At 72.6% G+C, this 24,957-nt stretch carries 26 protein-coding genes and 1 pseudogene; 22 read left to right on the forward strand and 5 right to left on the reverse strand.

Annotation, left to right across the window (positions count from 1 at the left end; genetic code table 11):
- The 15 genes and pseudogenes from ACZ3KJ_RS34545 to mobF all read left to right on the forward strand — a co-directional run.
- Positions 1 to 1,035 (forward strand): annotated as a pseudogene (locus ACZ3KJ_RS34545) (hypothetical protein); the annotation flags it as partial.
- Positions 1,036 to 1,043: 8 nt separating this feature from the next.
- A complete protein-coding gene (locus ACZ3KJ_RS34550) occupies positions 1,044 to 1,457 on the forward strand; it encodes a hypothetical protein (RefSeq protein WP_467532818.1) in 414 nt (137 codons plus the stop codon).
- Positions 1,458 to 1,528: 71 nt separating this feature from the next.
- Entirely contained in the window at positions 1,529 to 2,377 is an 849-nt protein-coding gene (locus tag ACZ3KJ_RS34555) for a hypothetical protein (protein ID WP_467532819.1), read from the forward strand.
- A gap of 142 nt (positions 2,378 to 2,519) precedes the next feature.
- Positions 2,520 to 3,779 carry a DNA/RNA helicase domain-containing protein gene (locus ACZ3KJ_RS34560; protein WP_467532820.1) on the forward strand — a complete coding sequence of 420 codons (1,260 nt, stop codon included), beginning with the start codon at positions 2,520 to 2,522 and terminating at the stop codon, positions 3,777 to 3,779.
- 86 nt (positions 3,780 to 3,865) lie between these two features.
- Positions 3,866 to 4,357 carry a hypothetical protein gene (locus tag ACZ3KJ_RS34565; RefSeq protein WP_467532822.1) on the forward strand — a complete coding sequence of 164 codons (492 nt, stop codon included), beginning with the start codon at positions 3,866 to 3,868 and terminating at the stop codon, positions 4,355 to 4,357.
- Between the two features lie 49 nt (positions 4,358 to 4,406).
- Positions 4,407 to 4,685, forward strand: coding sequence for a hypothetical protein (locus tag ACZ3KJ_RS34570; protein WP_467532823.1), 279 nt, complete (start codon positions 4,407 to 4,409; stop codon positions 4,683 to 4,685).
- Positions 4,686 to 4,761: 76 nt separating this feature from the next.
- Positions 4,762 to 5,001: a hypothetical protein gene (locus ACZ3KJ_RS34575; RefSeq protein ID WP_467532825.1), complete on the forward strand. Its 240-nt coding sequence runs from the start codon at positions 4,762 to 4,764 to the stop codon at positions 4,999 to 5,001.
- Complete coding sequence (locus ACZ3KJ_RS34580; RefSeq protein WP_467532826.1) at positions 4,998 to 5,345, forward strand: DUF7739 domain-containing protein; 348 nt, start codon at positions 4,998 to 5,000, stop codon at positions 5,343 to 5,345. The genes ACZ3KJ_RS34575 and ACZ3KJ_RS34580 overlap by 4 nt, the downstream gene beginning before the upstream one ends.
- Entirely contained in the window at positions 5,342 to 5,791 is a 450-nt protein-coding gene (locus ACZ3KJ_RS34585; RefSeq protein ID WP_467532827.1) for a Pycsar system effector family protein, read from the forward strand. The genes ACZ3KJ_RS34580 and ACZ3KJ_RS34585 overlap by 4 nt, the downstream gene beginning before the upstream one ends.
- Before the next feature lie 15 nt (positions 5,792 to 5,806).
- Positions 5,807 to 6,460, forward strand: a complete 654-nt coding sequence (locus tag ACZ3KJ_RS34590) for a hypothetical protein (protein ID WP_467532828.1) — start codon at positions 5,807 to 5,809, stop codon at positions 6,458 to 6,460.
- A gap of 817 nt (positions 6,461 to 7,277) precedes the next feature.
- Entirely contained in the window at positions 7,278 to 7,841 is a 564-nt protein-coding gene (locus ACZ3KJ_RS34595; RefSeq protein ID WP_467532829.1) for a hypothetical protein, read from the forward strand.
- Positions 7,838 to 8,077 carry a pRL2-19 gene (locus tag ACZ3KJ_RS34600; RefSeq protein ID WP_467532831.1) on the forward strand — a complete coding sequence of 80 codons (240 nt, stop codon included), beginning with the start codon at positions 7,838 to 7,840 and terminating at the stop codon, positions 8,075 to 8,077. The genes ACZ3KJ_RS34595 and ACZ3KJ_RS34600 overlap by 4 nt, the downstream gene beginning before the upstream one ends.
- A gap of 29 nt (positions 8,078 to 8,106) precedes the next feature.
- On the forward strand, positions 8,107 to 8,472 hold the full coding sequence (locus ACZ3KJ_RS34605) for a hypothetical protein (protein ID WP_467532833.1): 366 nt from the start codon (positions 8,107 to 8,109) through the stop codon (positions 8,470 to 8,472).
- Between the two features lie 83 nt (positions 8,473 to 8,555).
- Entirely contained in the window at positions 8,556 to 8,891 is a 336-nt protein-coding gene (locus ACZ3KJ_RS34610) for a hypothetical protein (protein WP_467532835.1), read from the forward strand.
- 756 nt (positions 8,892 to 9,647) lie between these two features.
- The gene (gene mobF / locus ACZ3KJ_RS34615) at positions 9,648 to 13,880 is read left to right on the forward strand and encodes a MobF family relaxase (protein ID WP_467532837.1); all 4,233 of its coding nucleotides are present in this window, start codon (positions 9,648 to 9,650) and stop codon (positions 13,878 to 13,880) included.
- A gap of 87 nt (positions 13,881 to 13,967) precedes the next feature.
- Here mobF and ACZ3KJ_RS34620 read toward each other — a convergent pair whose 3' ends face one another.
- Entirely contained in the window at positions 13,968 to 14,513 is a 546-nt protein-coding gene (locus tag ACZ3KJ_RS34620) for a GNAT family N-acetyltransferase (protein WP_467532839.1), read from the reverse strand.
- On the reverse strand, positions 14,498 to 15,784 hold the full coding sequence (locus ACZ3KJ_RS34625) for an XRE family transcriptional regulator (protein WP_467532841.1): 1,287 nt from the start codon (positions 15,782 to 15,784) through the stop codon (positions 14,498 to 14,500). Before ACZ3KJ_RS34625 ends, ACZ3KJ_RS34620 begins: the two co-directional genes overlap by 16 nt.
- Before the next feature lie 203 nt (positions 15,785 to 15,987).
- On the opposite strand from ACZ3KJ_RS34625, the gene ACZ3KJ_RS34630 reads away from it, so the two are divergent.
- The 3 genes from ACZ3KJ_RS34630 to ACZ3KJ_RS34640 all read left to right on the forward strand — a co-directional run bounded on the left by ACZ3KJ_RS34630 (position 15,988) and on the right by ACZ3KJ_RS34640 (position 17,381).
- Positions 15,988 to 16,374 carry a hypothetical protein gene (locus tag ACZ3KJ_RS34630; RefSeq protein ID WP_467532843.1) on the forward strand — a complete coding sequence of 129 codons (387 nt, stop codon included), beginning with the start codon at positions 15,988 to 15,990 and terminating at the stop codon, positions 16,372 to 16,374.
- The gene (locus ACZ3KJ_RS34635) at positions 16,371 to 16,592 is read left to right on the forward strand and encodes a hypothetical protein (RefSeq protein ID WP_467532844.1); all 222 of its coding nucleotides are present in this window, start codon (positions 16,371 to 16,373) and stop codon (positions 16,590 to 16,592) included. The genes ACZ3KJ_RS34630 and ACZ3KJ_RS34635 overlap by 4 nt, the downstream gene beginning before the upstream one ends.
- Positions 16,593 to 16,796: 204 nt before the next feature.
- Positions 16,797 to 17,381, forward strand: coding sequence for a hypothetical protein (locus ACZ3KJ_RS34640; protein ID WP_467532846.1), 585 nt, complete (start codon positions 16,797 to 16,799; stop codon positions 17,379 to 17,381).
- 371 nt (positions 17,382 to 17,752) lie between these two features.
- Here the strand turns inward: ACZ3KJ_RS34640 and ACZ3KJ_RS34645 are convergent, their stop codons facing one another.
- The 3 genes from ACZ3KJ_RS34645 to ACZ3KJ_RS34655 all read right to left on the reverse strand — a co-directional run bounded on the left by ACZ3KJ_RS34645 (position 17,753) and on the right by ACZ3KJ_RS34655 (position 21,291).
- Entirely contained in the window at positions 17,753 to 19,021 is a 1,269-nt protein-coding gene (locus tag ACZ3KJ_RS34645) for a competence protein CoiA (RefSeq protein WP_467532848.1), read from the reverse strand.
- A gap of 287 nt (positions 19,022 to 19,308) precedes the next feature.
- Positions 19,309 to 19,662, reverse strand: coding sequence for a hypothetical protein (locus ACZ3KJ_RS34650; RefSeq protein ID WP_467532850.1), 354 nt, complete (start codon positions 19,660 to 19,662; stop codon positions 19,309 to 19,311).
- 237 nt (positions 19,663 to 19,899) lie between these two features.
- Positions 19,900 to 21,291 (reverse strand): hypothetical protein, encoded by a 1,392-nt coding sequence (locus tag ACZ3KJ_RS34655; protein ID WP_467532852.1) that lies wholly within the window; start codon positions 21,289 to 21,291, stop codon positions 19,900 to 19,902.
- A 238-nt stretch (positions 21,292 to 21,529) separates the two neighbouring features.
- Between ACZ3KJ_RS34655 and ACZ3KJ_RS34660 the strand changes: the two genes are divergently transcribed.
- Genes ACZ3KJ_RS34660 through ACZ3KJ_RS34675 form a run of 4 tightly spaced genes read left to right on the forward strand, consistent with a single transcriptional unit; the run spans position 21,530 to position 24,667 of the window.
- Entirely contained in the window at positions 21,530 to 22,210 is a 681-nt protein-coding gene (locus ACZ3KJ_RS34660) for a hypothetical protein (RefSeq protein WP_467532853.1), read from the forward strand.
- Positions 22,207 to 22,821: a hypothetical protein gene (locus ACZ3KJ_RS34665; protein WP_467532855.1), complete on the forward strand. Its 615-nt coding sequence runs from the start codon at positions 22,207 to 22,209 to the stop codon at positions 22,819 to 22,821. The genes ACZ3KJ_RS34660 and ACZ3KJ_RS34665 overlap by 4 nt, the downstream gene beginning before the upstream one ends.
- The gene (locus ACZ3KJ_RS34670) at positions 22,818 to 23,942 is read left to right on the forward strand and encodes a site-specific integrase (RefSeq protein WP_467532857.1); all 1,125 of its coding nucleotides are present in this window, start codon (positions 22,818 to 22,820) and stop codon (positions 23,940 to 23,942) included. The genes ACZ3KJ_RS34665 and ACZ3KJ_RS34670 overlap by 4 nt, the downstream gene beginning before the upstream one ends.
- Positions 23,943 to 23,974: 32 nt before the next feature.
- The gene (locus tag ACZ3KJ_RS34675; protein ID WP_467532858.1) at positions 23,975 to 24,667 is read left to right on the forward strand and encodes a DCL family protein; all 693 of its coding nucleotides are present in this window, start codon (positions 23,975 to 23,977) and stop codon (positions 24,665 to 24,667) included.
- Positions 24,668 to 24,957 lie beyond the last annotated feature (290 nt).

Here is a 24,957-nt window from a genome sequence, read left to right on the forward strand (position 1 = left end):
GCCAAGGCGAAGAAGACCGGCAAAGGCACGTCCACCGGCCCGTCCACTGGCCCGTCCACCGGTCCGGCGACGTCGCCGAAGGTCAACCTCAAGAAGGCCAAGGCGAAGAAGACCGGCAAAGGCACGTCCACCGGCCCGTCCACTGGCCCGTCCACCGGTCCGGCGACGTCGCCGAAGGTCAACCTCAAGAAGGGGTCGGGGGCGAAGAGGCCGAAGGTCAACCTCAACAAGCCCAAGGCCAAGAAGAAGACGTCGACCGGTCCCGGTCCCACGTCGCCGACCGGCACCGGGCCGACGGGGACGGGGCCGACGGGCGGCGGGAAGAAGTGGTTCGGCCGCAAGCCCGGGTCCAAGTCGCGGCGTAACCAGCAGCAGCAGCCCCCGCCCCGGCAGACGCCGCGTACGGACGGCGAGTGGCTGCGCCCGCCGCCCGGGATGAACGCGGCCTACGTCACCACCCTCGAACGGCTCGACAAGGAGAAGCCGCAGCCGAGCGCCCCGCCGGCCGCCATCACCCAGGGGCGGGCGGGGCTTCCGGCCGGGAAGCCGAAGCCCTCGAAGGCCACCACCGCCGCGCCGACCGGCGCGGCGGCAGCACCACAGAAGGGAGCACGCCCGATGGGCACCAGCGGACCGGCCGCGGTGAAGGATGTCCAGTTCGCCGACGCCGAGTTGACGGTCTACGACGTCATCGAGTCCGACGCCGACATGGCCGAGGAGATCACGGCGGGCGCCGAGCACGCCAAGCAGGTCGCCGACCGCTGCCAGAAGCTGGTGAGCTCGCTGGAGTCCCTGCAGGCCGAGCTGGCCGCCAAGAGCGTCCCCGGCCGTCTCCTCGGATGGTGCACCCGCCTGATCGAGCGGGCGGGCGTCGTCGAGACCAAGGCGGACGCCCTCGCCAAGGGCCTGCCCGCCGCGTCGGAGGCCATCGCCCACGCCGGGCAGGTGGCAGCCGACTACGACAAGCACCCCGCCGATGTCACCAAGGACATGGGGCACACCGCACCCGCCGACGCCTCGTATCACCAGGAGTAGCAGTGTCCATGGATCTCGCACGCATCGGCGGCAGGGTCGCCGACGTCATCGCGGACGGCGTCACGTACACGATCATCCTGGCGCGGCTGGCCGCCGCATCGCTGGCCATGCTCTCGCTCAGCGAGGCCGTCCGGGGCGCCTTCAACTACGTCGAGGAATGCGCGACGTCGGTCAACAGGCTGGCCGACACCGCCGCCGGCCTCGGCGTGGACGACGCGGTCGTCAGCGCGCACAACGACGCGGCCACCGTCATGCGCGGTGTCCTCGCCGACGCCGAGTCGCTGTCCAACGAGGCCGCCGAGTTGTCGCGCGACTTCGAGGCCGCCAAGGCCGAGCACGAGGCCGACTACGGGCCGGTGCACGAGGCGATGACGAACAAGCCGGGCGCCATCGCCGACCGGACGTACTACAGCAACCGCTGAATCCCCTGGTGGGGCGGCCGGAGCCTGCGGGCCCGGCCGCTCCCTTCCGTTTCTGACCGGAGGTACCTTCCATGCTCGTCGCTCGCGTGCGTGCCGTGGCCGGCCGCGTCGCCACCGTCGCCGGGTCCGCGGTTCTCACCGGGGGCCTGTTCGCCGAACCCGTCGCCCTCCCCGGCGTGTTCGCCGCCGCCGCAGCCGCCGGTGTGGGCCTGGCGACGAACGGCAAGATCCTCCGTGCCCCCGACGCCGCGAAGGGCACGGCCATCGCGGTCTACGCCGCGCCGCACGCGGGCGTCGCCGCCCTCCTGGTCGGCGAGCGCCTGGCGCCGGACGGCACGGTGTCCGTGCTCGTGCAGGCGGGCATCGTGGCGCTGTGGACCGGCGCCACCTGGTGGATGCGCCCCGGCCAGCTGGCCCGCGAACTCGTCGACGAGAGCGTGGACCAGGAGATCGCCGAGGCGAACGGGGAGGACACCGACGCGGCCACCGAGGTCGCCATCCCCGAACAGCCCGCCTACGCAAGCCCGGCCGCCCGCTGGTGGGCCGAGGAGATCGCCGTCGAGGACGGCATCGCCCCCGGCACCGTGCTCCTGGAGCACGACCAGGTCGACGAGAACTGCGTCGCCGTCATCTTCGGTTCCGGCAAGCGCGGAACGCCCGTCACCGTGCCCAGCGACGCCAAGGCCCGCCTGTCGGCGTACCTGGACGTGCCGGAAGAACTGATCGAGATCGGGCCGGTTTCCGGGCGCGGCGCGGGAGTTCGGCTTTTGGTCGTCGGCCAGCGGCCCAAGCCCGCCGAGGAAGAGAAGAAGACCAGCAGCAGTGACGAAGAGGTGTGGGCGGAAATCGCCGCCACCGCAATGCCGGGTGTCGAACTCGTCGAGGCGGCCACCTACGAAATCCGAAGGGAGCTCACCTGAAATGCCGGTCGTCAAAGAATACGTGCTGAGCACCCCGCCGGGCGGGGTGAAGCGGTACGACCACGAAGCCCTGTGTGACCTGCTGAAAGTCGATGACCGGAGCAGGGTCATCTTCGAACAGGGAGTAGGGCGTGAGGCAATCGTGAGGATCTACCCCTCGAACCCGCTCATGAACATGCGCGAGATCAGCGTCAACGACCTGCTGATGGATGAGCGCGGCCGCATCGTGCTCGGCACCTATTACGACAGTTCCCCGCTGCGTTTTAGGCTGTTCGACCCGAAGACCGGAAACGCGCAGCGCGGCGCGGTATTCGGCACCACCGGCGCCGGGAAGTCCCGCCTGTGCCAGGCGATCCTGATCGCCTGCAAGCTCTCCGGGATCGTCGTCCACCTCGCCGACCTCAAGTCGGGGCAGTCGGTTCCCGAGGCCAAGGGACAGGTCGCCACCCGGGTCACCACGCAGTACGAGACGATCCTGATGCTGCGGGGCCTGGTCGCCGAGGCCGAACGCCGGATGAAGGCGTACGCCGAGATGGGCCGCTCCGGGTTCGTCAAGGATCTTCCGGACCCGCTGGTGTACGGGATCGTCGACGAGGCCAACCGGCTGCTGGAGAAGGGCGCTCCGTTCCGCGACGAGGGCGCCTACCTCATCAAGGAGCTCGGGCGGACCGGCCGGAGCGTCGGCGTCGGCATCATCATCCTCGCGCAGGCCGGCCACCTCGACGAGCTCGGCGGCAGCGACACGTTGCGCGCCATGTTGAAGGAGGGCGAGGTCATCCTGCTGCGCTGGAGCAGCGGCATGATGCAGCAGCTCGTCTCCGACGGCCTGCTCCCCCGCGGCGAGGCCCTCCAGCCGATCCCCAAGGTCGTCGGCCGCGTCCAGCGGGTCCGCCGGTACAACGAGGTGGCCACCGACGACGACGAGGACGCCAACTCGCAGGGAATGCTCTACCACCTCACCGGCGCCCGCCCGATGAGCATGGCCCGCACGTTCATCGTCGGCTCCGTCGAGCCGACCGAGGGCTTCGACCCGCTGATCCTCTCCCTGTACGGCGACCACGCGCCGCCCGGCGAGCCCATCGACCTCATGGCGTACGTGACGGAGAAGGAGCTCAAGGCCCTGCGCGACGCCCCCGACGGCGACGGCCCCGCCGCTGCCGCCGCGGCCGCCGCGCCTCCCGAGCAGTCCACCGCGCCGAGGACGACCGCGCAGCGGATCCTCGCCGTCCTGCCGGCGGACGGCATGACCGAGCCGGAACTGCTGGCCGCCCTCAACGCGGACGGCGGCCGCGAGGTCAGGCGCGGTTCCGTGATGACCACCGTCAGCACCCTGCGCGGCAAGGGCCAGCTGGCCCGCCCCGACGGCAGCAACCGCATCGTCCCCGTCCAGCAGGGCGGCTGACCCTCCCGCAACGACCAGGACCCCGGAGACCGGATCTCCGGGGTCCTCGCCGTCCCCCACCCTCGTCACAGAAGGAGGCACCCGTCATGGTGTCCGAGCCCCGCAACCTCACGGACCAGCCCGAGGCCGAGCGTCTGATCAAGGACGCCTACGACGGACCGGCGTACGACGGGCCGACCTCGTACCGCGACCACAGCCCCACCCCCCGCGTCGGCACCGCGCCGCCCGTGCCGCAGACCGGCCGGGCCCCGATGTCGCAGCGGGCCGTCGACGTCAGCACGATGATGCTGTCGGCCAGCGCCGCCACCATCCCCCCGGGCGCCATCGTCATCGGCGTCATGCTCGCCTCCGGCTCCGCCAACCCCACCGTGATCGGCATGATCTGCGCCGCACCGGCCGCCGTCGCCGTTCCGATCTTCGCCGTCGCCCGCGCACTGCGCCGCGCCAAGGAGGTCGCGCAGGCCGCCCCGCCCACGCACCACCACCACTACGAGGGCACGGTCGTCCAGGACCACAGCAGCGTCACCACGACCACGCGCGGCATGATCGCCCGCACCAACAACGACCTCCGCCGGTGACCGACGCTCTCCCCTGGACGACGCCACCCGCGCCCGGGCCACGATCCCCGTGGGCCTGGACCGGCTCCGCGAACTCGCCCTCGGCGACATCGCCGACATCGAGGACACGGCCGGCGCCCTGCAGGCCCTGCACCACGGCGGCGACTCACGCGACGGCGCCCTGGACGTCCTCGCCGACCTGCTCGACGACATCGCGGCCCGCTGCGACGACGACGGCCAGGAGCACGCCGCCGAGCACCTCAGCGAGGCGGCCGCCGCCATCCGGGGCCAGGCCATCCCCCGCCTCCGCAGCGCACTGGCCGACCTCGAACGGCTCCCCGGCGAGTAGCCGCCCCCTCGCAACGCACCAGATGAACACCCATCAGACCTATTAGCCCCAACACCCCTAACCGGAAGGTCCCGTCATGGAGTTAGAGCCCGGCAAGCGCTACGAGTTCACCGGCACCCTCACCCCCGCCGCCCCGGCCGCCGCGGCCGCGTCCCGGATGCCCGGCTGGGTGTACCGGGGCGGGATCGGTCTCGCCCTGCTCGCCGCCCTGTGGCTGATCGGACAGCAGGACAAGGCCGCCCCCGCCGGTACGCCGAGCCCCACGGCCACCACCCAGCCTGCCGACGCCCGTCCCGGTCAGGAGGTGCACAAGTGACCGGCTCCGCCATCACCGTCAGCCACGGCAGCGACTTCTTCGGCGTCGACACCGTCCCCGTCAAGGCCGTGCGCGAGCTCGGCGAGTACGTGCGCGGCATCCTCCCGGCCGCCGACCGGGAGCCGCTCGCCCGGCTCCTGGAGACCGCCGGCGAAGCCGAGCGGCGTATCGACTCCGATCAAGCCGCGCTGCTCGCCGTCCTGCTGCGCCGCACCGCCGCGGCGAAGGGCCTGAAGAAGAAGTACGCCGAGATCGCCGCCCGGCTCGGCATCGCGGCCGCCAACTCCGTCGCCGACGCCGAGCCGTGGACCTGGACGCTCACCGACGAGGGCAGCGACTCATGAGCGACATCGACGCCCGCCTCGACGCCGCCAGCACCACCGTCCTCGCCGAGATCTCCCGCACGGACGCGAAGTCCGGCGTGCTGCTCACCTCGTTCAGCCTGCCGCTGGCCGCGCTTGTCGCCGCCGTGCCCGGGCACGCCTTACCGCCCGCGGCCGCCGTCCTCATCGGGGCCGGCACCGTCGGCCTGGTCGCCGCGATGCTCGTCGTCCTCCTGGTCGTCCGCCCCCGGCTGACCGGCGCCCCGCGCGGCAGCTTCCTCTACTGGTCGCTGTGCACGCCCGAGGACCTGGTGAAGGACCTGCAGAACCCCGGCGACCGTGCCGCCCACGTCATCCACCTCTCGCGGATCGCCCGCCGCAAGTACCGCGGCTTGCGCCTGGCCGGCGACATCACCGGTGCCTCGCTCGTCACCCTCGCCGCCGCCCTGCTCGCCGCCCTGATCTGACCGAGGAGACACACCATGCACGTCGGAAACCGCATCGAGCTGACCGCCGAGATCGAGGCGTTCGGCCGCGTCGCCAAGGTCGGCGACCAGGGCGTCATCCAGGAGATGCACACCGGCGGCCACCTCACCGTCCGCATGGACGACGGCCGCCCCCAGTTCCCCCGCCGCGAGGAGGTCACCGTCCTCGACGTCGCCGCCCCGGGCTCGACCTGCGAACGCGACCTCGCGGCCGCCAAGCGCGCCCGCCGGGTATGGGGCTGCACCTGCGGCGCCGACAACCCGGCCTCGTACGACGCCTGCCACGAGTGCCAGCGCCCGTCCTGGAGCTGCGCGGCCTGCGGCACGGTGAACACCTGCGGACGCAGCGACTGCAACGAGTGCGGCAACACGATGCCCGCCGAACTCCTGGGCAGCCGGGAGGAGGGCTTCGAGATGACGTACGAGGAGTGGATCGCCACCCAGATCGGGCCCCGCGTCGTCGGCGGCCGCTACGACCACGGCGACGACGCCACGGCGTACGACGTCCTCGCCATCGACCCCGGCCCGCGCCCCCTCGGAACCTGGCCGGTCTGGCAGATCACCGTGCGCGGCACCGACGGCCAGGAGCGCACCCACTGCTCCGGCTGGGACCCCTGCCGCGACCGCGTCCGCACCGACCAGACCCGTTAGACCCAACACCCCTAATGGTGAGGTTCGGGCGGATCCGCCCGCACTGTCACCGCCACACGACAGCATGAGCCCGGGGCCGCCGAAACCGGCCCCGGGCTCTCTGAGAGGAAACCATGGCCACCACCGACAGCCCCACCACCGAAGGACCCGTCTTCTCCGCCGAGGCGTACGCCGCCGTCGAGAAGGCCGCCAAGGGCCGCCGCGCCCTGTACGTGCCCAGCGTCCTGGAGCACGCCGCCGAACTCCTCACCGCGCTGTGGGCCGCCGGCGAGAAGCACGGCGTCACCCCGACCGACTGGAACTGGACGACCGACCTGGCGGGCGGCGCGCTCGACGTCGTCTCCCGCCAGTACGAGTACGAGAGCGCCCCGAAGCCCGGGGCGCACCATCGCCGAGGTCGTCTCCCTGCAGGGCCACCTCGTCAGCGCCCTGAAGGAGCTCGGGCTCACCGCCCGGCTCGGCGGCCCGGGCGTCATCGTCGACCGCGGCCCCGACACCCCGCGCGGCGGCTACCACGGCGACGCCGACGTCGACGTCCGCATCCACAGCGACGGCGGCTGGGCGTTCTCGTTCGCCGCCCAGGGCGCGTCCGTCATGTCGATCGTCGCCCCGGCCTCCCAGGCCGGCGCCTCCCAGGTCGCCGAGATCATCCGCGCCTTCGTGCGGGGCGAGCTCGGCAACGTCTTCCGCTACTGACCCCACCCCGACCGACCCGGCGGGGCCGCCGAAACCGGCCCCGCTCCTCTTGAGGAGCCCCACCGTGACCGACTGGTCCAGTACCACCCTTGTTCGCGTCGCAGACGACTACGGCCGCGAGATGGGTGACAGCAACGCCCCGCTCGACAGCCGCTTCGGCCGCTACCTCGCCCAGCACATGAACGACCTGTGGGACGAGGACCGCACCGACCCGGCCGCCTTCCTCGTGTGGGCCTGGAGCGTCGGCACCGGGCCGATCATGTCCCCCGGTTACGTCCGCATCCGCCCCGACGTCGGCGCCGTCCGGCTCACTCAGTCCCAGGAGGACGGCCGCCTCCTGGTCGAGGTCGAGACCCCCGTCCAGCACGGCCAGCTCGCCCCCAGCGTGCGCCCGCCGTACGCCGCCGTCCGCGACTGGGAGACCGACCGGTACGCGTACTCCTCCGACGGCCCCAGCCCCCTGCAGGCCCCCCAGGACGAGTCCAAGCCCGCGCTGCTCCTGGCCGCCACCCTGCGGGTGCCGGCGGACGGCTGGACACTGCACCGGCCCGCCGGGAAGTGGCCGGTCGAGGAGCTGCTCATCGACGACGCCAAGCAGGCCGTCGCCGTCGCCGTGGCGGCCATCAACCGCGACGTCGGCCCGATGGTGGCCAAGCTCGTCGGCGCCGAGGGCGGCCACTGGTGAGCGGCCTGCCCGACCCGGCGGACCTGTCCCACGCCGCGCTGATCGCCGTCCTGATGCACCACGGCGGGAGCATGGACCTGCCCGCCGCCGCGTTCGAGCCCGACGCCCTCGGCGACGGCCGCGGCGCCCACCACGCGCTGCAGATCACCGCGCTCGACGACCACACGGTGCGGCTGTCCGTCGTCGCCCGCCCGCCCGGCGACGACAACGCCGGCATCGAAGTCCACCACCCGTGATCACCCCCCGCGTACGAGAGGATGGAGGCATGAGCGAGGACGAACTGCTGCGCCGCCTGAACGAGCTGGAGGGCAAGGTCGCGCGCATCGGCGAACTCGAGGCGGAGGTCGCCCGGCTGCGCGAGGACGCCGCCTCCGCCCGCGCCCTGGCGGGCATGGCCGACCGCGACGTCGCCGAGATGCGCACCACCATGCGCGGCCACACCGGCGTGCTCAACGCCCTGCGCGAGACGCAGCTCGAACACGGCCAGGCCCTCAACGCGGTGAACGCCACCGTGCGCCAGGTCGCCGAGGTCCTCGGCGGCGTCGCCGCCGGACAGATGCAGATCGCCGAGCAGCTCGCCGAGCACCGCGAGATCCTCGACCGGCTCGACCCCGGCGAACCGCAGTCCTGACCGCACCGCGCAGCGCCCCCGACGGACCACCCGCCGGGGGCGCTGTCGTCTTCCCGGCCGTCGCGCGAGAGGAGCCGAACACCGTGCGTGTCCCCGGTCTGCTGTACGCCGCCCTGCACGCCTGCCACCCACCCGGAACCCTCCCGGACTGGCTCACCGCGCGCGGCCCGCGCTGCGCGACCGGCACCGCCGCCGACGTCGACCAGGAGCACGCCGAGGAACTGGCCGACCTGGTCGCCACGGCGTGGTGGGAGTGCCTGCAGGACGACGCCGCCGACCCGTTCACCGCCGCCTTCGCCGCCGCGTGCGAGGCGTACCTCCACCCCCCGCCCCGTCCGCCGGCCACCGCATCGGGAACACCCCGGCTCGACCCGAACGACGGCCGCGGCCGTCTCCGCGCCGACACCGCAGACCGGTGACCGCGCCACCGCCCGACACCCCTTTGAAGCCCCCGACCGCGCACCCAGCGGTCGGGGGCTTCTGTCGTTTGGGGACCGGTCCCCGCGCACCGGAACACGTCGCGCGAACCGGGGACGGTCCCCCCGACGGGGGTGTCACGGGGACCGTCCCCCTGACACTCAGTCGGGGACCGAGCGGCCACGAAACCGCGCCGACCAGCGGGTAAAGCGGGGGCAAAGTGTGCGCGGAACGCGGTCCCCGAAGAACACCAAGAACAAGCAAAGCGCGTGTGCGCCGGGGGTCGTCACGGGACGGAGGCGGGGACCGTCACGGGGGCGCCGGGGCGGTCGCCCGGGGGCCGGGAAGGGGGCCGTCGACGACGACGGCGACGCCGTCCGGCGGCGCGGTCCGGCCCCCGTCGGCCTCGCCGCGGCGACGACCGCCGGCCACCGTCCGCAGTCACCTCCCGGGGAAACCGTCCGCGAATCGCGGACGGCTCCCGGGCCGGGTTCCCCGCCCGGCAGGGCCGCCCGGACGCCTCCCGACAGACCTCCTGGCAGACCTGTACCGAGCCGGCCGTCCCACCAGGCCAGACGTCTTTTCGGCAACCGTTGATCTAGAGCTACTGTCAATGATCCCTGTGGCTGATTCGATCACCTGTCCACAGGTTCAAGATCAGACAAGACCTAGGCACAAAGGGACCTCCCCCCGGCGGGGGAGGTCCGGCACGGCCGGGCCGAACAGCGCACAAGCGCACAAGCGGGGAGGGTGGCCGGATGGCCTGGCTGACGAAGATCAAGGCGGACGCACAGGTCGAGTACCGGCTGCGCGAGCAGGCCGGATGCGGTGTCGTCGAGGCCGACGCGGCGGAGACCCTCGTCCTGGACGACTCGGTCGACGCCGCCGTCGACTACCGGCTGCGACCGGAGGGCGACGGCCACCTGGTGTGGGTCGGCAGCGGCATGAGCACCTTCGGGTACGCGGCGGGCGAGCGCCTGGACGACGAAGCGAAGGACGCCGCACGCCGGATCATGAACGGCTGCCACCCCGCGACCGGCGCCCGGCTGCTCGCCTCCACCGCCTCGGTGCGCGTCCACCCCGACGCACACCTGACGGTGGCGCGGCTGACCGAGGCGATCGAGGCGCTGGCCGCCGAGAAGGGTGTCGAGCCGGCCGACCTGCTCGCGGGCAAGCCGAAGCAGCAGCGCGAGCTCGCCACCCAGCAGCGGATGGTCAACCGGTTCGGCGAGGGCCAGCGGCTCCAGGTCGGCACGCTGCACAAGCTCGCCCGCGCGGCCGGCCTCGACCTCGCCGACGTCTACGGCACCGACACGGTCGAACGGGCGTGGGCGAGCAAGGACAAACGGATCGACACCCGCGTGCGCGGATGGGACCTCGTGCTCGATCTGCCGAAGTCCGACAGCACGGTGTCCGGGCTCATGCGCGACCTCGACGAGCGCACGTTCCGGGAGCTGGTGCAGCGGGCGAAGGACGACACGGTCCGCCAGGCCGAGGAGTGGATCGGCTACTCCGTCACCGGCGAGGACGGGGAGAAGGTGCGCATCGCGACCGGCGGTCTGCTCGGCTGGTCGGTGGAGCACCTCGCCGCCCGTCCGGTGACGCCGGGCGAACCGGGAGACCCGCACCTGCACGTCCACGTCACGATCGCCAACATGGCGCTGTGCGAGGACGGCGAGTGGCGGGCCGTCGCCAACTCGGGGAAGGACTTCCACCGGCACGCCAAGGCCCTCGACGGCTACTTCAAGGCACGGGTGCGGGAGCTGACGTACGAGACGTTCGGCGTGCGCCGCGAGTACAACCCGGAGACCCGCGCGTGGGAGATCCGGCACGTCCCCGAGGAGCTGCGCGACGCGTTCTCCCGCCGGCACATCGCGCTCGACGAGCGGGTGGGCACGGACGCCTCGCGGCAGGACCGTCAGCGCGTCGCCGACGAGACCCGTCGCGCGAAGGTCGACGCCGACGCGTCCGGGATGAGGGCGAGCTGGCGCACCCGCGCCGAGGCGGTCGTCGGCGACGTCGACGCGATGGTGGCGGCCGCCGCGCCCGGGCCGCCCGACGGCAGAGGCGGTGCGGGCATCGACGGTCCCGGCGGCGGCCCGCAGCGGCCCGGCCCGGACGACCTCGCGCGGATCGTGTTCGACCCCGAGACCGGGCTGACCGCGTCGGAGAAGTCGTTCTCCCGCGCGCAGCTGCTCGCCGCCGTGGCGACGGCGATGGAGTTCGGCATCGGCGCCGAGCCGGGCCTCCTGGACGACCTCGCGGACCAGGTCCTCGCCGTCGAGGGGTACGCGGTGCGCCTGCCGCACGTCGGCTCCACCGTCATGTCGTCGACGGACCGCTACACCACCCGCGACATCCTCGACGCCGAGGAACTCGTCACCGGCCAGGCCCTGGCGCGGTTCGACGAGGGGACGGTGCAGCTGACCGCCGAGCAGGCCGCGGCCGCCATGTCCGTCTTCGAGGTCGCCAACGGCTTCGCCCTGTCCGACGAACAGCGCGCCGCGATCGAGCGGACGCTGACCGCCGGGCACGGCATCGACGCGCACATCGGCGCCGCCGGCACCGGCAAGTCCACGCTCATGGAAGCGTGCCGGATCGCGTGGGACGCCACCGGCCACACCTACGCCGGCGCCACCGTGTCCGCCGTCGCCGCCAAGAGTCTGGAGGACGCGTCGGGCATCCCGGCCCGCTCGATCGCCTCCTGGCTCCAGCAGATCCGCGACGGCCAAGGGCTCACCGGCATCGACGTCCTGGTCGTCGACGAGGCCACCATGTCCAACGACCGGCAGGCCGCCGTCCTCATGACGGAGGCACAGCGCACCGGCACGAAGCTGGTGGCGATCGGCGACCCGCAGCAGCTGCAGGCGATCGGCCCGGGCGGATGGTTCAAGGAGGTCCACCGGCTCGTCGGCGGCCTGGTCCTCACCGAGAACCGGCGGCAGCGCAACGACGCCGAGCGCGCCGCCCTGGAGGTGTGGCGCACCGGCGACCACGAACAGGCCCTGCGCATCCTGGCCGACACCGGCCGGGTGCACGCCACCGAGAGCGCCATCGAGGCGCACGGGCAGATTCTGACCACCTGGGACGAGGTGCGCGGCCGCTGGAGCGACCCGCACGACCTGATCGACTCGCTGACCGTGCTGGCCGCCAAGAACAGCGATGTGGACGTGCTGAACCTGGGGGCGCAGCAGATCCGCCGGCAGCGCGGCGAGCTCGGCGCGGAGCACCGCTACGCCCTGTCCGGCGGCGCGGAGCTGACCCTCGCCGTGGGCGACCTGGTCCGCGTGCGCCAGAACGACTACCGCAGCCGCCGCGGCGAGGGCCCCGACGTCCTCAACGGCTACCGGGCCGTGGTCACCGCGATCGACGAGGACCACCGCGTCGAGATCACCTGGCGCGACAAGAAGACCAGCGAGACCGTGTCCGCCTGGTACGAGCCGAAGGCCCTCAGCTCCGGCGCCCTCTCCCTCGGCTACGCCATGACGGTCGCCGCGAGCCAGGGCCTCACCAGCGAGGTGAGCCTGCTCTACGGGCACGGCGCGAACGCCTTCGCCGTCTACCCGGGCATCACCCGCGGCCGCGCCGAGAACCACCTGTGGCTTCCCCTGGCCGCCATCGAGGACGACGACACGCAGGCCCGTCTCGGCGAGGCCCGCACCGAGGCCGAACGGCTGCACCGCGCGGTCACCGCCTTCGCCAAGTTCCTCGGGCAGGACCGGGGCGATTCGATGATCTCCGACCTGCTGCGCGAACCGCCGGCCCCCGCCCGCGTGCCCGTCCAGGCCGTACGCGATGACGAGGCCGCCGCCCGTGCCCGCGAGGGGGCCGTCGCCCAGGCCCGAGAGGAGTCCGAGGCCGCGCTGCGGCGGGCCCGGGCGGCGACCGCCGTCTCCACCGGCCTCGCGCGCCAGGCGCAGGAGGAGGCGCTGCGGGCCGCCGCCGAGGCGCAGGGGGACACCGCGGCCGCCGATGTCGCCGTGCAGGTGCAGCCCGCCACCGAGGACGACGCCCGTGAGCGGGCCGCCAGCGAGAAGCGCCTGGCGGAGATCCAGCGCCTGCGGGAGATGGCCTCGGTGCAGTCCTGGAAGACCCGGCCGTACGGCAAGCGGTCGGACGCCGACCTGGCCCGGGCGATCGGGCTGGCCTACGAGCGGGCCGGGATCGCCGAGCGCGCCGCGGTGCAGAAGGCGGAGGAGGCCCGCGCCCTCGAGGAACGCCTCGCCGAGGAGAAGGCGTCGGGGCAGACCCGTGGGCAGGCGTTCGTCGCCGCGGCCGCCACCGTGCTGGACCAGGCGGAGGCCAAGGCGAAGGAGGCGGCCGAAGAGGCCGGCCGCGCCCTCAACGCACGGAAGGAGGCGGAGCAGAGGGACACCTATCTGCGCGAGTACCTGGAGCCCAAGCGGGACCTGAGCTTCATCGAGCGGCGTCGCGCCAAGCTCACCCTGAAGCGGTTGGAGGCCGACATCAGCGACGTGTCCGCCGAGCGCGCGGCCCTGCGGGCGGAGGCGAGCCGGGCCGCGAACGCGGCGGACCAGGCCCGCGACGAGGCGTGGAAGCTGGTCCGCGAGAGCAACTTCGTCGGGCAGTTCCGCGACCTCGATGCCGACAAGCCCGCGCCGAAGGACATCGACGTCGTCACCGCGCGGCTGGCCGCGATGCGCGAGCGGCTGCCCGACGTCGAGATGCGCCTGGACCGCCGCGACGCCCAGAAGCTCGCCCGCCTGCAGGGCGAGGTGACCCAGTACACCGACGCGGCCGCCAAGAGCCGGAAGGCCGTGGCGGCCGGGCAGGCCGAGCGTGCCCTGCGCAAGACCATCGCCACGAAGTACCCCGAGCTGCACGACATCGAGACCAAGGCCCGCCGCTCGCACATCGTGGAGCAGAAGCGCACGGCCGCCGAGCAGTCCCGGGCCCGGGCGCAGGAGTCGGCCGGCTACCACCACCAGCCGCCCTCTCAGGGCCGTGGAGGGCCGTCTGCGGGCCGGTAAGACCTGTTGGGTCCAATAGGGCCAACGGGTGCTGAACAGCAACGAAAAGGCCCCCGGCACACCGGGGGCCTCGCTGTGGGCGGGAGGTCAGGACGCGGCCCGGACTCGCAGGTCGCGCAGCATCACCGAGAAGTTCGGTGAGTCCGGGAAGGGCTGCCGGTTGCCGATCCGCCGGTAGCCCCACGCCTCGTACAGGGCCTCCACCTTCGGGTGGTCGGGGTCGACCAGGAGCACGGCCAGGGCCTCCGGCCGGTCCTCGATGAGCGCGGCGTGCAGCCGCTCGGCGGTCCCGGTCTTCCGCCAGGCCGGGCGCACCATCAGCTCCGAGACGCTGAAGGTCGAGGCGTCCGCCGGCGGCTCGCTCAGGTGCTCGCGCCACCACTCCCGGTCAGGGGCCGCCGGGGCCCCGTACGCGAAGCCGACCGGCTCGTCGCCGTCGTAGCCGATGACGCAGGCGAAGCCGGGATGGCCTCCCCAGTGGTCCACGAACCAGGGGAAGCGCTGGTTGAACTCGTCGTCCATCTCGTCGGCGTAGGCGTCCGCGTGCACGTCCAGGAGGGTCTGCCGGATGGTCGGCAGGTCCTCGTGGCCGAAGCGGCGGAGTTCGACGGTGGTGGTCAAGAGCTGCTCCATTCGGTCCGGTAGCGGTCCATCCACTCGTGCGCGATGTGCGCGGAGGGGGCTTGAGCGATCAGGTCGCGCTGGAAGTCGCCGAGGAGCTGCCGCATCCGCCCGGGCAGCGGCGTGCCCTTCATGGTGGTGAAGACCTCGCCGCTGGTCTCACACGCCTGCTCGACGTCGCCCTGGTGCAGCTGCGCGAGGGCGAGCCGGGCCGTGGTGTGCGCGCGGTTGCGCCGGTAGGACTCCGGCAGCGCCGCCAGCGCCCGGTGGGAGGCCGCCTCCGCCTCTGCCGGGTGTCCCACGACGTCCCGCACGATCGCGGTCAGCGAGTACAGCTCCGCCGGACCGTAGAAGGCGATCCACGTGGAGCACGGTTGCGCCAGGTCCGCCTTCGCGAGGGCGTCCTCGGCGCGCCCGAGGCAGCCCAGCGCCGCGCGGGCGTCGCCCTGGTGCGCGAAGCCGACGGCGGTTCGTGCGTGAGCGAGGGAGACGTGCAGCGAGCTGCGCCGTGCGACGGCCGTCGCCTGGGCGGCCTGGGAGGCCGCCACCGCCTCGGGGTACTCGCGGCGCTGCCGGGCGAGCATCGCCCGCAGGTTCCACACCTGCATCGCCATCTCGGAGTCCTGCGCCAGGCCCGCGAGGGTCAGCGCCCGGTCCAGGTGGCGGCCGGCTCCGTCGAGCTGCCCGGCGTCGATCAGCGACCACGCCGCCGTCGCGGTGAAGTCGGAGGCGAGTGCGAACAGCCGTTGCCGTACGCGCTGGGTGGTGGACTGCTTCTGCAGTCTCAGGGCCTCGGCGGCCCCGTCGACTGCGGCCTGCTCCAGGCCGTGGCCGCCGCGTTCGGCGTCCAGCGCGACTAGGCGCTCGACGTCGTCACGCAGCCGGATCACGTCGGAGGTGCCGACCCGCGAGGGCCGCGCCGAGGAAGGGGAAGCGAGGGGTATGGCGGCGGCCGCGGTGCCGGCGGCCGCGCCGAAGAACTTGCGACGGCGCACGTCGGGGTCCTCCGATGGTGCTGGGACGAGCTGCTGAGACTTCCCCCGGGGCACGAACCCTAGAGCCGTGACGGGCAGACCGGTGACGATCTCCAGGCCCCTGCGCTGGCGTTCCTGCGGCCACCGGGTCTTCCTCGACAGCCAGCGGAACACCGTGCGTTCCGAGGTGGTGCCGTCCCGGCCGGTGAAGCCGCCGATGGCCTTGTTCACCTCGTCGGCCAGTTCCCCCGGCGACATCTGGTGCTGGTCCATCCAGGCGGCTAAGGACTCGTTTCTGGTGTCCGCCACGACAGCACGGTAGGGCGTGCGCCCCGGCTGCGGGAGATAACGGAAGAGTCAATTTGTCAGTCGGCCCGAGGCGAGCCGGGCCAACTTCGTCATGCACCCCGAGCGGTGACGGGCGGTTAGGTGTTGTGTACGGCCCCGCCGCGCCTCATCCCCCGTAGGCGCGGCGGGGCACCGCCCACCTGATTCACCTGCTGAGGGCAGCGATGAGTGCAGGAACTCCCCAGGATGACGCCGCTGCGGCCGTGCTGTACGTCTGCGCTGACCGCGGCACCCTGATGCCGGGCCTGGCCACCGAGCGCGCGGAAGAGGAAGGCCACGCCTTCGCGGAGCAGCACCGGCTGACGATCACCGAGGTGATCACCGACGAGTACGGCGAGCCCGACCCGGCCCGGCGCACCGGGTGGCAGCGGGTCAGGAAACTCGCGGAGGCCGGCACCGTCGCCGCGGTGCTCGTCCGCTGGCCCGCCGCCATCGCCCCGGAGGCCGCCCACGAGTTCCGCCACCGCGAGACCAACTGGCTCCAGGAGCACGGCGTACGCGTCCGCTACACCTGGGCGCCGCTGGCCAAGGCGGGCGGTGAAGTCCGGTGAGCCTGCTCGATCAAGACCACCCCTGGATCGGCCGCGAGGTCGAGGACACTGCGACCGGCCGTCGCGGAACCCTGCGCGCCATCGCCCCGGATGACGGCGTGAGGCCCCGCCTGATGGCCTGGCTCCAGCCGCCCGGCGGCGGCATGGAATGGACCACCGACCCGGACGCCCTCGACAACCCCGCCCCCATCACGCCGGAAACCCTCCCCGCCTCATGACCAGCCACCGGCGACGCCGACGCCGCGGACTGCCCTGGTGGGCCTGGTGGCAGACCTGGCTCCTCGGCGCCGCGCTCACGGCCCTGGTCCTCGTGATCATGCGGCCCCTGTAGACCCCGGCTGGACCGGGGGCGGACGTCACACCCCCCGGTTCAGCCGGTCAGCACCACCGACCGAGCACCACCCCCGATGAAGGGAAGACACGTGACCACCGCAACTGCACTTCCCGCTCCCGCCGACGTCGCCGCGCGGGCCCGCGAGATCCACAGCGCCTGGCAGGCCGACGCCGAGATGCAGACCGTCCTCGACGGCTGTGCCAAGTACAACAGCGAGTGGGACGACTTCTACGGCGGCCCGCTCATCAGCACCTACAGCGTCGCCCGCGACGCGCAGCACCTCATCGGCGACGCGCTGCGCGTGATGGCGCTGAAGACGGCCGTGTACGAGATGACCGGCGACGAGCTGCTCGCCGAGCTGCCCGTGCCCGTGCCGGTCGACGTCACCTGCCACGCGCTGTGCGCCCAGTTCACCGCCCTGTCCCGCGTCCAGCAGCGCACCGGGCACCCGTTCGTGCACTCCACGGTGAACGAGCACGCCAACGCGACCCCGTGGGACACCGGCGACTTCACGCACCAGGCGTACGAGGCGGCCTTCGGCCCGGTGGACGAGCGCTACTGGATCCCGGCTGCCGAGGCCGAGCGGCGCCGCCAGGTCCTCGACGGCAAGTACGCCGCCATCGGCATCACCGACCGCGGAATGACAAGCGCCATCGACTACGCCGCGGCGTAGCCTCCGGTTCGGCCTCCGGCTCCGTCCTGGGCGGCGGCGCGATCCGGTCCGGCTCCAGCCCCACCTTGTGAGGGTGCACGCACGCCGGCGTCCGGTCGTCCAGGGTGTAACGGAAGCCGTCGGCCGGGTCGAACGGGCACTCCCACGAGGGGCGCGAGTACACCACGAACCCCTCGCGCGGCAGGCGCTTCGACGGGCAGATGCCACATGCCGGATGGTCCTCGCCCTGGGCGAACGGCTCGCTCATGACGGCACGGTAGCCGAGCTAAGGCACCCGCCGGGACCGGAACACCCGAACGTGGACGGCGCTCACCCCACAGCGGTACGGGGTGAGCGCCGTCGCACGTCACGACCTATCAGGCCCGTTGGGGCTAACAGGGGCAACGCCCGAAGTCGGCGTGACGCGGATGAAGGAGCTGCGCCCGGTAACGGGGTCCAGCACCGCGAACCTTCAGCGGAGACCGGGCAGCGGCCTGGATGCGAGAGAGCCAGCCCTGGTTCGGGACCAGGATCGTCAGCTCCGCCGGCCATTCGGCGAGTGCTCCTGGATCGGGGCACACCACGCCCGCCAGCGTGAACGGGTCGCTTGCCCACCGAGGCCGGGCGTAGACGAGCAGCCCATTGCCGTGGGAGGAACTCTGATCGCCGTACAGGATGGCTTTGCCCGAGGCGGAGCGGACCATCTGTGTGAAGCTCTCCCACGCCACTGGGGCGAGGCCCATGTGCTGGAAGAAGTCCGCCAGGCGCTGCAACTCCGCCTGTCGCTCCTGCAGCTCTGCCTGCCGCTCTAGCGCCATCCGTTCGGCATCCCGGCGGCGCTGGGCGGCCACGGCGGCCCGCTCCTCGGCGTCCTTCCGGCGGCGCTCGGCGGCAGCAGCCCGCTTGATGGCCTCGGCGTCGGCCTCCATCCGGGCGCGTACCAGGGCCAGGTCCTCGTACGCGGGAGCCGTCCACCACACTGTTCCGTTCGCTGCGGTGTGGACACGCACCCGCCCGTCGAGGACCCACTTGATCGCATCGCCGAGCGGGCAGGTGATGTGCACCCACTTTGCCTTCGCCTTCAGCGTGCGCGGCTCCCAGGCGTAGCGCGCCATCCCATGCCACACCGTCCAGCTCTCGCCCCGCTGACTCGGAAAGCGCACCCGCAGCGAGGGCACGACGCGCTCCCACGGCCGGTCCTGCAGGGCGACCCAGCACACCGCCACACCGTCCCGGGCGTAGCGGTCCGTCCGCATCTGCGCCTCCTCCTGCGTCATGGGTGACAACTGCGCCTCCAGCGCCATGAAGGGGCGGTCGTGCTCGTCGAAGACCATGACGTCGGCCCGCCAGTCCCGGGCCTCGCTGCTCACTTCCAGCTCGGCTCGCCATCCCGCCGCCCGGGCGGACATGGCCAGCTCCAGCTTCAGCAGGTGGTGCTCCGCCGACTCGTTCGCCAGCTCGCAGTCCCGAGGCCGAACCTGGTGGTAGAAGTGCCGGATGACCTGCCGGGAGGCCCGGGCGAAGACCCGCCCGCCGCACTCCGGACACGCCAGACGCAGCCCCTTGACCCGGTGGACGTCCGCCCAGGCGCGGCCACACCCGAGGTCGTCCATCGACGCGTCCAGCCGACCCCACACCGGGTGTACGGCGGTGTACCCCATCAGCCCCCCTCGCGCGCCCAACGGCAGCCAGCGTCCCCACGCCGAGACGATCTCGCGCCGTAGATCCCGGAGAAGGGCGGGAACCCAGCGCCTTTCCGGCCGGACCTGGCCTGCCCGCCCGCTGCACCGCCCGGTCCTCCACCAACTCCTCCGCCAGGCGGTGGACGACCTCCAGCACGGCCGTGTCCGCTTCGCAGGTCAGGCTCCCTTCCGCGCCGCCGAGACGCGGCGGCCGCGCGCCAACTACAGGGAGAGGACAAGGCAGTGGAGGCAGGGACGACGGGGGTCTACCGGGAGCGGGCGGAACGCCGGCGGCGTACGCGCGGCGCGGGCGAGGGCCGGGGGGACGGCTGGCAACGCACCGAGGAGGACGAGAAGCTGCTGCGACTGGCCACGCGGTACAGCACGCTGACGCTGCACCAGTCCCGCGTCCGCCAGGGCGAGGGCTCGGCGCGCTGCCGGAGGAGTTCGCGGGCTTCCGCGCGCTCCTGGCGCTGCCGTGCGGCGAGGCTGGCCGGGACCATCCGGACGTGCACCTCGACCTCGTACGGGCCGTGCTCGCCGGCCTGGCCGATGGCCAGCATGGCGCGGGCCAAGGCCGCTGCGGCTTCGGCAGGGTCGGCGAAGGGGCTGTCCGTCATCGCAGGCGTCCTCTCGTTCGGCGGCGTTGGAGGAAGCCTCACCCGGGCGCGGGCAACCGGGGCGAGGCTCCGGAGAGGAAGCGCCCCGCTCCCGCCAGGCGGGCGGGGAACTCCCCCTTCGCCCGGCCGGCGGGCAGCACCTACGCGTCCCACGGCCGTCGCGGCTACAGTCCACGCGACGGGGGCCGGAGCCACTGGCATTGGCTCCGGCCCCCGTCGCCCGGCGGCGTAGACGGATCAGTCGGTGTCCTCGTGCGGTTCGAGCAGGGCGAAGTACGTCGCACGCTGCTCGTCGGTCAGCTCACCGTCGAGCGAGAGCGCCGACCGCAGCGCGCTCAGGGTGTCCGCCGCCGGCGCCTTCCACGTCTTGTGGGCCTGCCGCTGGATCTCCCCGATGGTGGCGTACGCCTCGGCGGGGAAGCACCGGATGTACCAGTCCAGCGTCTTGGCCACCGACGGCGTCAGGTTGAGGTGCCACCAATGCTCCGGCCCCTCACCCTCCTCGTCCGCGTCGTCGCCGAGCATTTCGAGGGACTCGGCGAAGTCGAACAGCACCGCGGCCCGCACGGTCCGGCCCAGGTGCTCGGTGGGGACGATCTCGTCGAGGCTGACGGCCACCGACCAGGCCAGCGTGCCGGCGACCTCGGAGACGGACTCCTTGTTGCGGTGCCGCAGCACCCACCGCTTGCGCACGTCGGGCCGGTCGTACAGCGTGTGCTGGAAGTCGACGGCGAACCGGTCGCGGACCTCGACCGCGCCGGGCGAGAGGCTGTCGGGGTCGCCGCCCGACATGGCGGTCTTGACGCCCTGGTAGGAGCGCTGGCGGGACTCCACCCAGTCGTCCGCCACGGCCCGGGCCCACTGGTCGCGGCCGCCGACGACGGCCTGCGGCAGCGGCACCTCGGAGTTGCCGCGCGAGATGTAGGCGCGCAGCGTCGAGGCGGTGATGCCGCCGAGCTCCGCCAGCTCCGGGGCGCCGATCAGCTGCGCGCCGGTCAGCTCGGGGCTGGAGACGTCGACCACGCACCGCTCCAGCGGCAGCGCGTTGTCCTGCTCCTGGTGGCGGGCGGCCCACAGCGCCAGGTGGTCGAGCCAGTTGTCCGGCCGGGCGGCGTCCGGGGCGAAGGTGGCCACCTTGCCGACGTACGCCCTGGCCGCATCGGCGCGGCCGTCGAGCATGTCGGCGGCGGTGACGGTGAGGGCCATGCGGGCCTTGCGCTTCTCGTAGTCCTCCTCGACCGGGTTCCAGACCTGCTCGGGCCGGTACCAGGTCTCGCCGTTCCACCAGTAGCCGCCGGCGCGGAACAGCAGCTGCTCGCCGTCCCAGTTCATGTGCAGGGTGGAGGTGTCGCCGTCGCGCAGCAGCAGCACGGTCCGGCCCAGCTCGGGGTGGTGGCGCACCGCCCAGCCGAGCGTGTGGTCGATCGGGTCGGTGGTGAAGGCGCGCCAGCCGCCGTCGGCGCGGTTCTTGTCGAAGCGGCCCCACATGCCCGGGCCCTTGTTGCGGCCGACGGCCTCGATGGCCTCCGGGCCGTCGTCGAGCGGGAGGTGGGAGTCGTCGACGAAGGGCAGGCCCGGCACCGGGTGGTCGGTGCGCAGGCCGTTGGCGAGCGGAACGACGTGACTCAAGGCTGATTCCTCGTTTCCCTTCGAGTGCTGCACTCTTTGTGCATCACTGAACCTGTCTCCCTTATACATGCGCGCCAACCCTCTTCGTGCAGCGAAAACCGGCCAACCTGCCAGGCAGGTGTCCGCGAATCACGGACAACCATGATCGCGTCGGATAAGCTCTCGTTATCCGACGCGACAGAACGGGACATGACACCCCGTCAACCCGGGCGCCGGAACCAGGGAGGGACGCCACCGCATGACCACCACCACGCCCCTGCGCTACGCCGTTGACATCACCCCGGACGACGTGAACGCGCTCACCCGCTTCGTCATGGACCGGCTCATCCACCTGCCGACGATGAAGGTCGGCACCGAGGAGTACCGGACCAACGCTGCCCTGCGCACCGTGGTGCCCGGCTTCGCCGGCTCCCTCAGCCACGAGTTCCGCGACGAGGTCGTGGCCGAGGCGCAGGAGGACGGCCTCAAGGGCCTGCACCGCATCCAGGAGATCTCCAGCACGTGGAACGACCTTGTCGCCGTCGCCTCCCAGTGGGAGGACGTCGAGGGGTTCGACACCGCCCGCTGGTGCAAGGTCCGCTTCTACGACGCTGAGGACGAAGAGGACTTCCGGCAGTGGGAGGAGAAGGAGAAGGCGTCGGCGGCCGAGACGGCGGCCTTCGTGTCCGAGTACCGCATCCCCGGCCCACGCAACGGCGGACAGGCCGTCGGCGAGTTCGTCGTCGTCCGCGACCCCGACGCCTCCGACCGCTGGGCCGTCTTCGAGGGCAACTCCCAGGGGCGCCACTGGGACGGCACTGCCTGGCAGCACGCCCGCTTCACCGGGACCAGCCCCTACCTGTTCGGCCGGGCGACGGCCCTGGCCACGGCGCACCAGCACGCCAGCCGCGACGGTGCCGACGAGGAGACCCCGCGATGAGCCGCAGCCGTCAGGCCGCGCTGCTGGCCCGGCATCTGTCGGAGGTCACCAGCGTCAACGTGGAGCTGTACTACGACACCGGCACCCGGTGGACTCTGGGCTGGACGGACGGGCCCCGGTGGGAGGGGATGCGCGGCCACCTCGACACCGTCCTCGCCGGGTACCGCTACGTCGAGATGCGCGACCGCAAGATCGACTGCCATCGCTCGACCTCGGAACGGGCCTGGGCCGCGCGGGCCATCGCCTCCCGCCGGGAGGGCACCCTAGGACCCGCGATCGCCGACGGTGCGGCCTGGCGCCGGTCGCTGGGGGTGGAGCTGCCCCGCTTCGGCGTCCGGGACCCGGGCGCGACCCACGAGTACTACGCCCTGCTGCGCCACGTCGGGGAGCTGTGCGAGCAGACCGCGTACCCGGATCGCGCGAGCGCGCCCGAGGACGAGCCGCTCATCGAGCAGCTGCTCGCGGCCGGCACCCGGGACCGCGCGAACACCGGCAGGCCGACCGTCAGCGAGTACGACATGGCCAAGGCGCTGCTCGCCGCCGAGCAGGCCCCCGCCGGTGACCAGCCGCCCAAGCTCACCGTCGTCGCCGCACCGGAGGAGGGCCGGTGACGGGGGTGACGGTCACGGTCGACACGGCGGCCGCCGGCGACGTCGCCGAGCCGGACGCCGCCCCGGCGACGCTGGACCCGGCGGCCGCCGAGCGCCAGGAGCTCATCGAGCGATGGGCCGAACGCCACGGCGTCGACGCCGCCCGCCGTCTGGCCGAGGCCGAGGACCTGGCCGACGCGGTCGCCGCCGAGATCACTCCGGACAACACCGTCGACACGTACGCGAAGTCGTGGCGGGTGTGGGAGCGGTTCTGCCAGTCGACCGGCCTGCCCGAGCTGGAGGGTTCCCGGGGCGCGCTGGTGGCGTTCGTGACGTGGATGCTGCGCGAGGGCCAGCAGAACGGCACGGGTTACGCCCCCGCCTCGGCGTCCACCCACCTGGCGGCCGCCGTCGTCGGGCTGCGTGAGCGCGGGGTGAAGGTCTCCGGTGACGACCAGGCCGAGGCCCGCGCCGCGCTGGAGGGCCTGGCGGTCAAGCTTCTGCAGGTCGGGGAACGGCGCGGCCGCGGACAGGCGGTCGGCGCCGACCTCGACGGGCTGCGGGCCATCGCCCGGGCCTGCCCCGACACCCTCACCGGTGACCGGGACAAGGCGCTCACGCTGACCGGGTTCCACTACGCCAGCCGCAGCCAGGACCCGGCCGGACTGCTGACCGGCGACGTCACCCTGCACCCGCGCGGCCTGGTCGTCGCCGTCCTCACCGGCAAGACCAAGCACTCGGTGCGCAACGCCAAGATCCGCTACGCCGACGATCCCGAGATCTGCCCGGTGCGGGCCTGGACCGCGTACCGCGCCCGACTGGTCGCCGAGCACGGCCCGCAGTGGGCCGACCCGTCGACGCCGGCGTTCGTCGGCATCGACCGGTGGGGCCACGTCACCGGCGGCATGGGCCCGGACTCCGTCACCCGCGCCATCAAGCGGATCTCCAGCCGGGCCGGGGTGCCGATCGCCTGGACCGGGCACTCCCTGCGCATCGGCCTGGCCTCCGTCGCCCGCCGCAAGGGCCGCGACGGCATCGCCATCGCCGACCAGGGCGGCTGGGCCCGGCACTCCCGCTCGATGCTCGGCTACATGCAGCGTGACGACGGATGGGACGACAACGCCTCCGCCGGTCTCACCTGACTTCCCATCACCCGACAGGCAGGAGAACTCCCGTGCCCAGAGGCGTCACCATCGGCGTAACCCACTACACCAACAAGGAGGCCGTGCGGGACGTCTGCCGCGGCATCACCCGGCGATACGGCGTCGGCGGTGAGGTCACCGACCCCGACGACGACGCGTTCCTCCGCGCCCTTCTCGAACGTCATCCTGAGTACGACCTCAAGCGGGGCGCCGGCATCGCGCACTTCCGCGTCATCGCCCATACCGACCACGGTCGTAGAAGCGTCGGGCTCGCCCTCGTACGGCTCGATGGCGAGGTGGTCGACTTCTCGTGGAACGCCTGCCTGACTCCGCTCGGGCACCGCACCCAGGTCCTCGCCGCGTTGCGGCACGCGGTCACCGATCAGGTGGCGGCCGAGCGGAACGCAGTGCTCGGCTCCGGGCAGCCGCTGGTCTGCTCCGTCACTGGGGCACCGATCCCGTCCGCTGCCGAGCTGCATATCGATCATGCGGCCCCGACGTTCCTCGTCCTCGCCGAAGAGTTCATCGCCGGCAACGGTGGCGTGGACGTTTTCCGGATCCTGCCCGACTCGGGTGCCGGGGTCAGCTACATAGAGCTGGAGGACAAGGTGCTCGAGGGGCGCTGGCAGGCCCACCATCAGGAGCGTGCCGTGCTGCGTCCGGTGCTGAAGCGAGTCAACCTGTCTGATCTGCGGCGTCGGGCGGATAGGCCAGGCACGTCGTGAACCTCACCACCAGCAGGGTAGGCACCCCCAGTCGACCGGCGACGCGTTCCCCGGCAAGGCTCATCTGTGCGAGCCGAGCCCGGGGCAACCCCCGAGAATCTGCCGAGGCATAAATGCCGTCACGAATTGTTTACCAGTAGTGACGCTGTGCGCTTATCTGTAGACGTGCAACACGGTCATGGACCTGTTTGCTGGTTCCGGCGGCCGCGACATGTAGTGGTAGGCGGACCTCCGTACTCGACTTGTTGAAAGAGTTGAATCTGGCATCTCCGCAGCTAGAGGCACCATTT

The organism is Streptomyces sp. NPDC003248 (assembly GCF_055563235.1).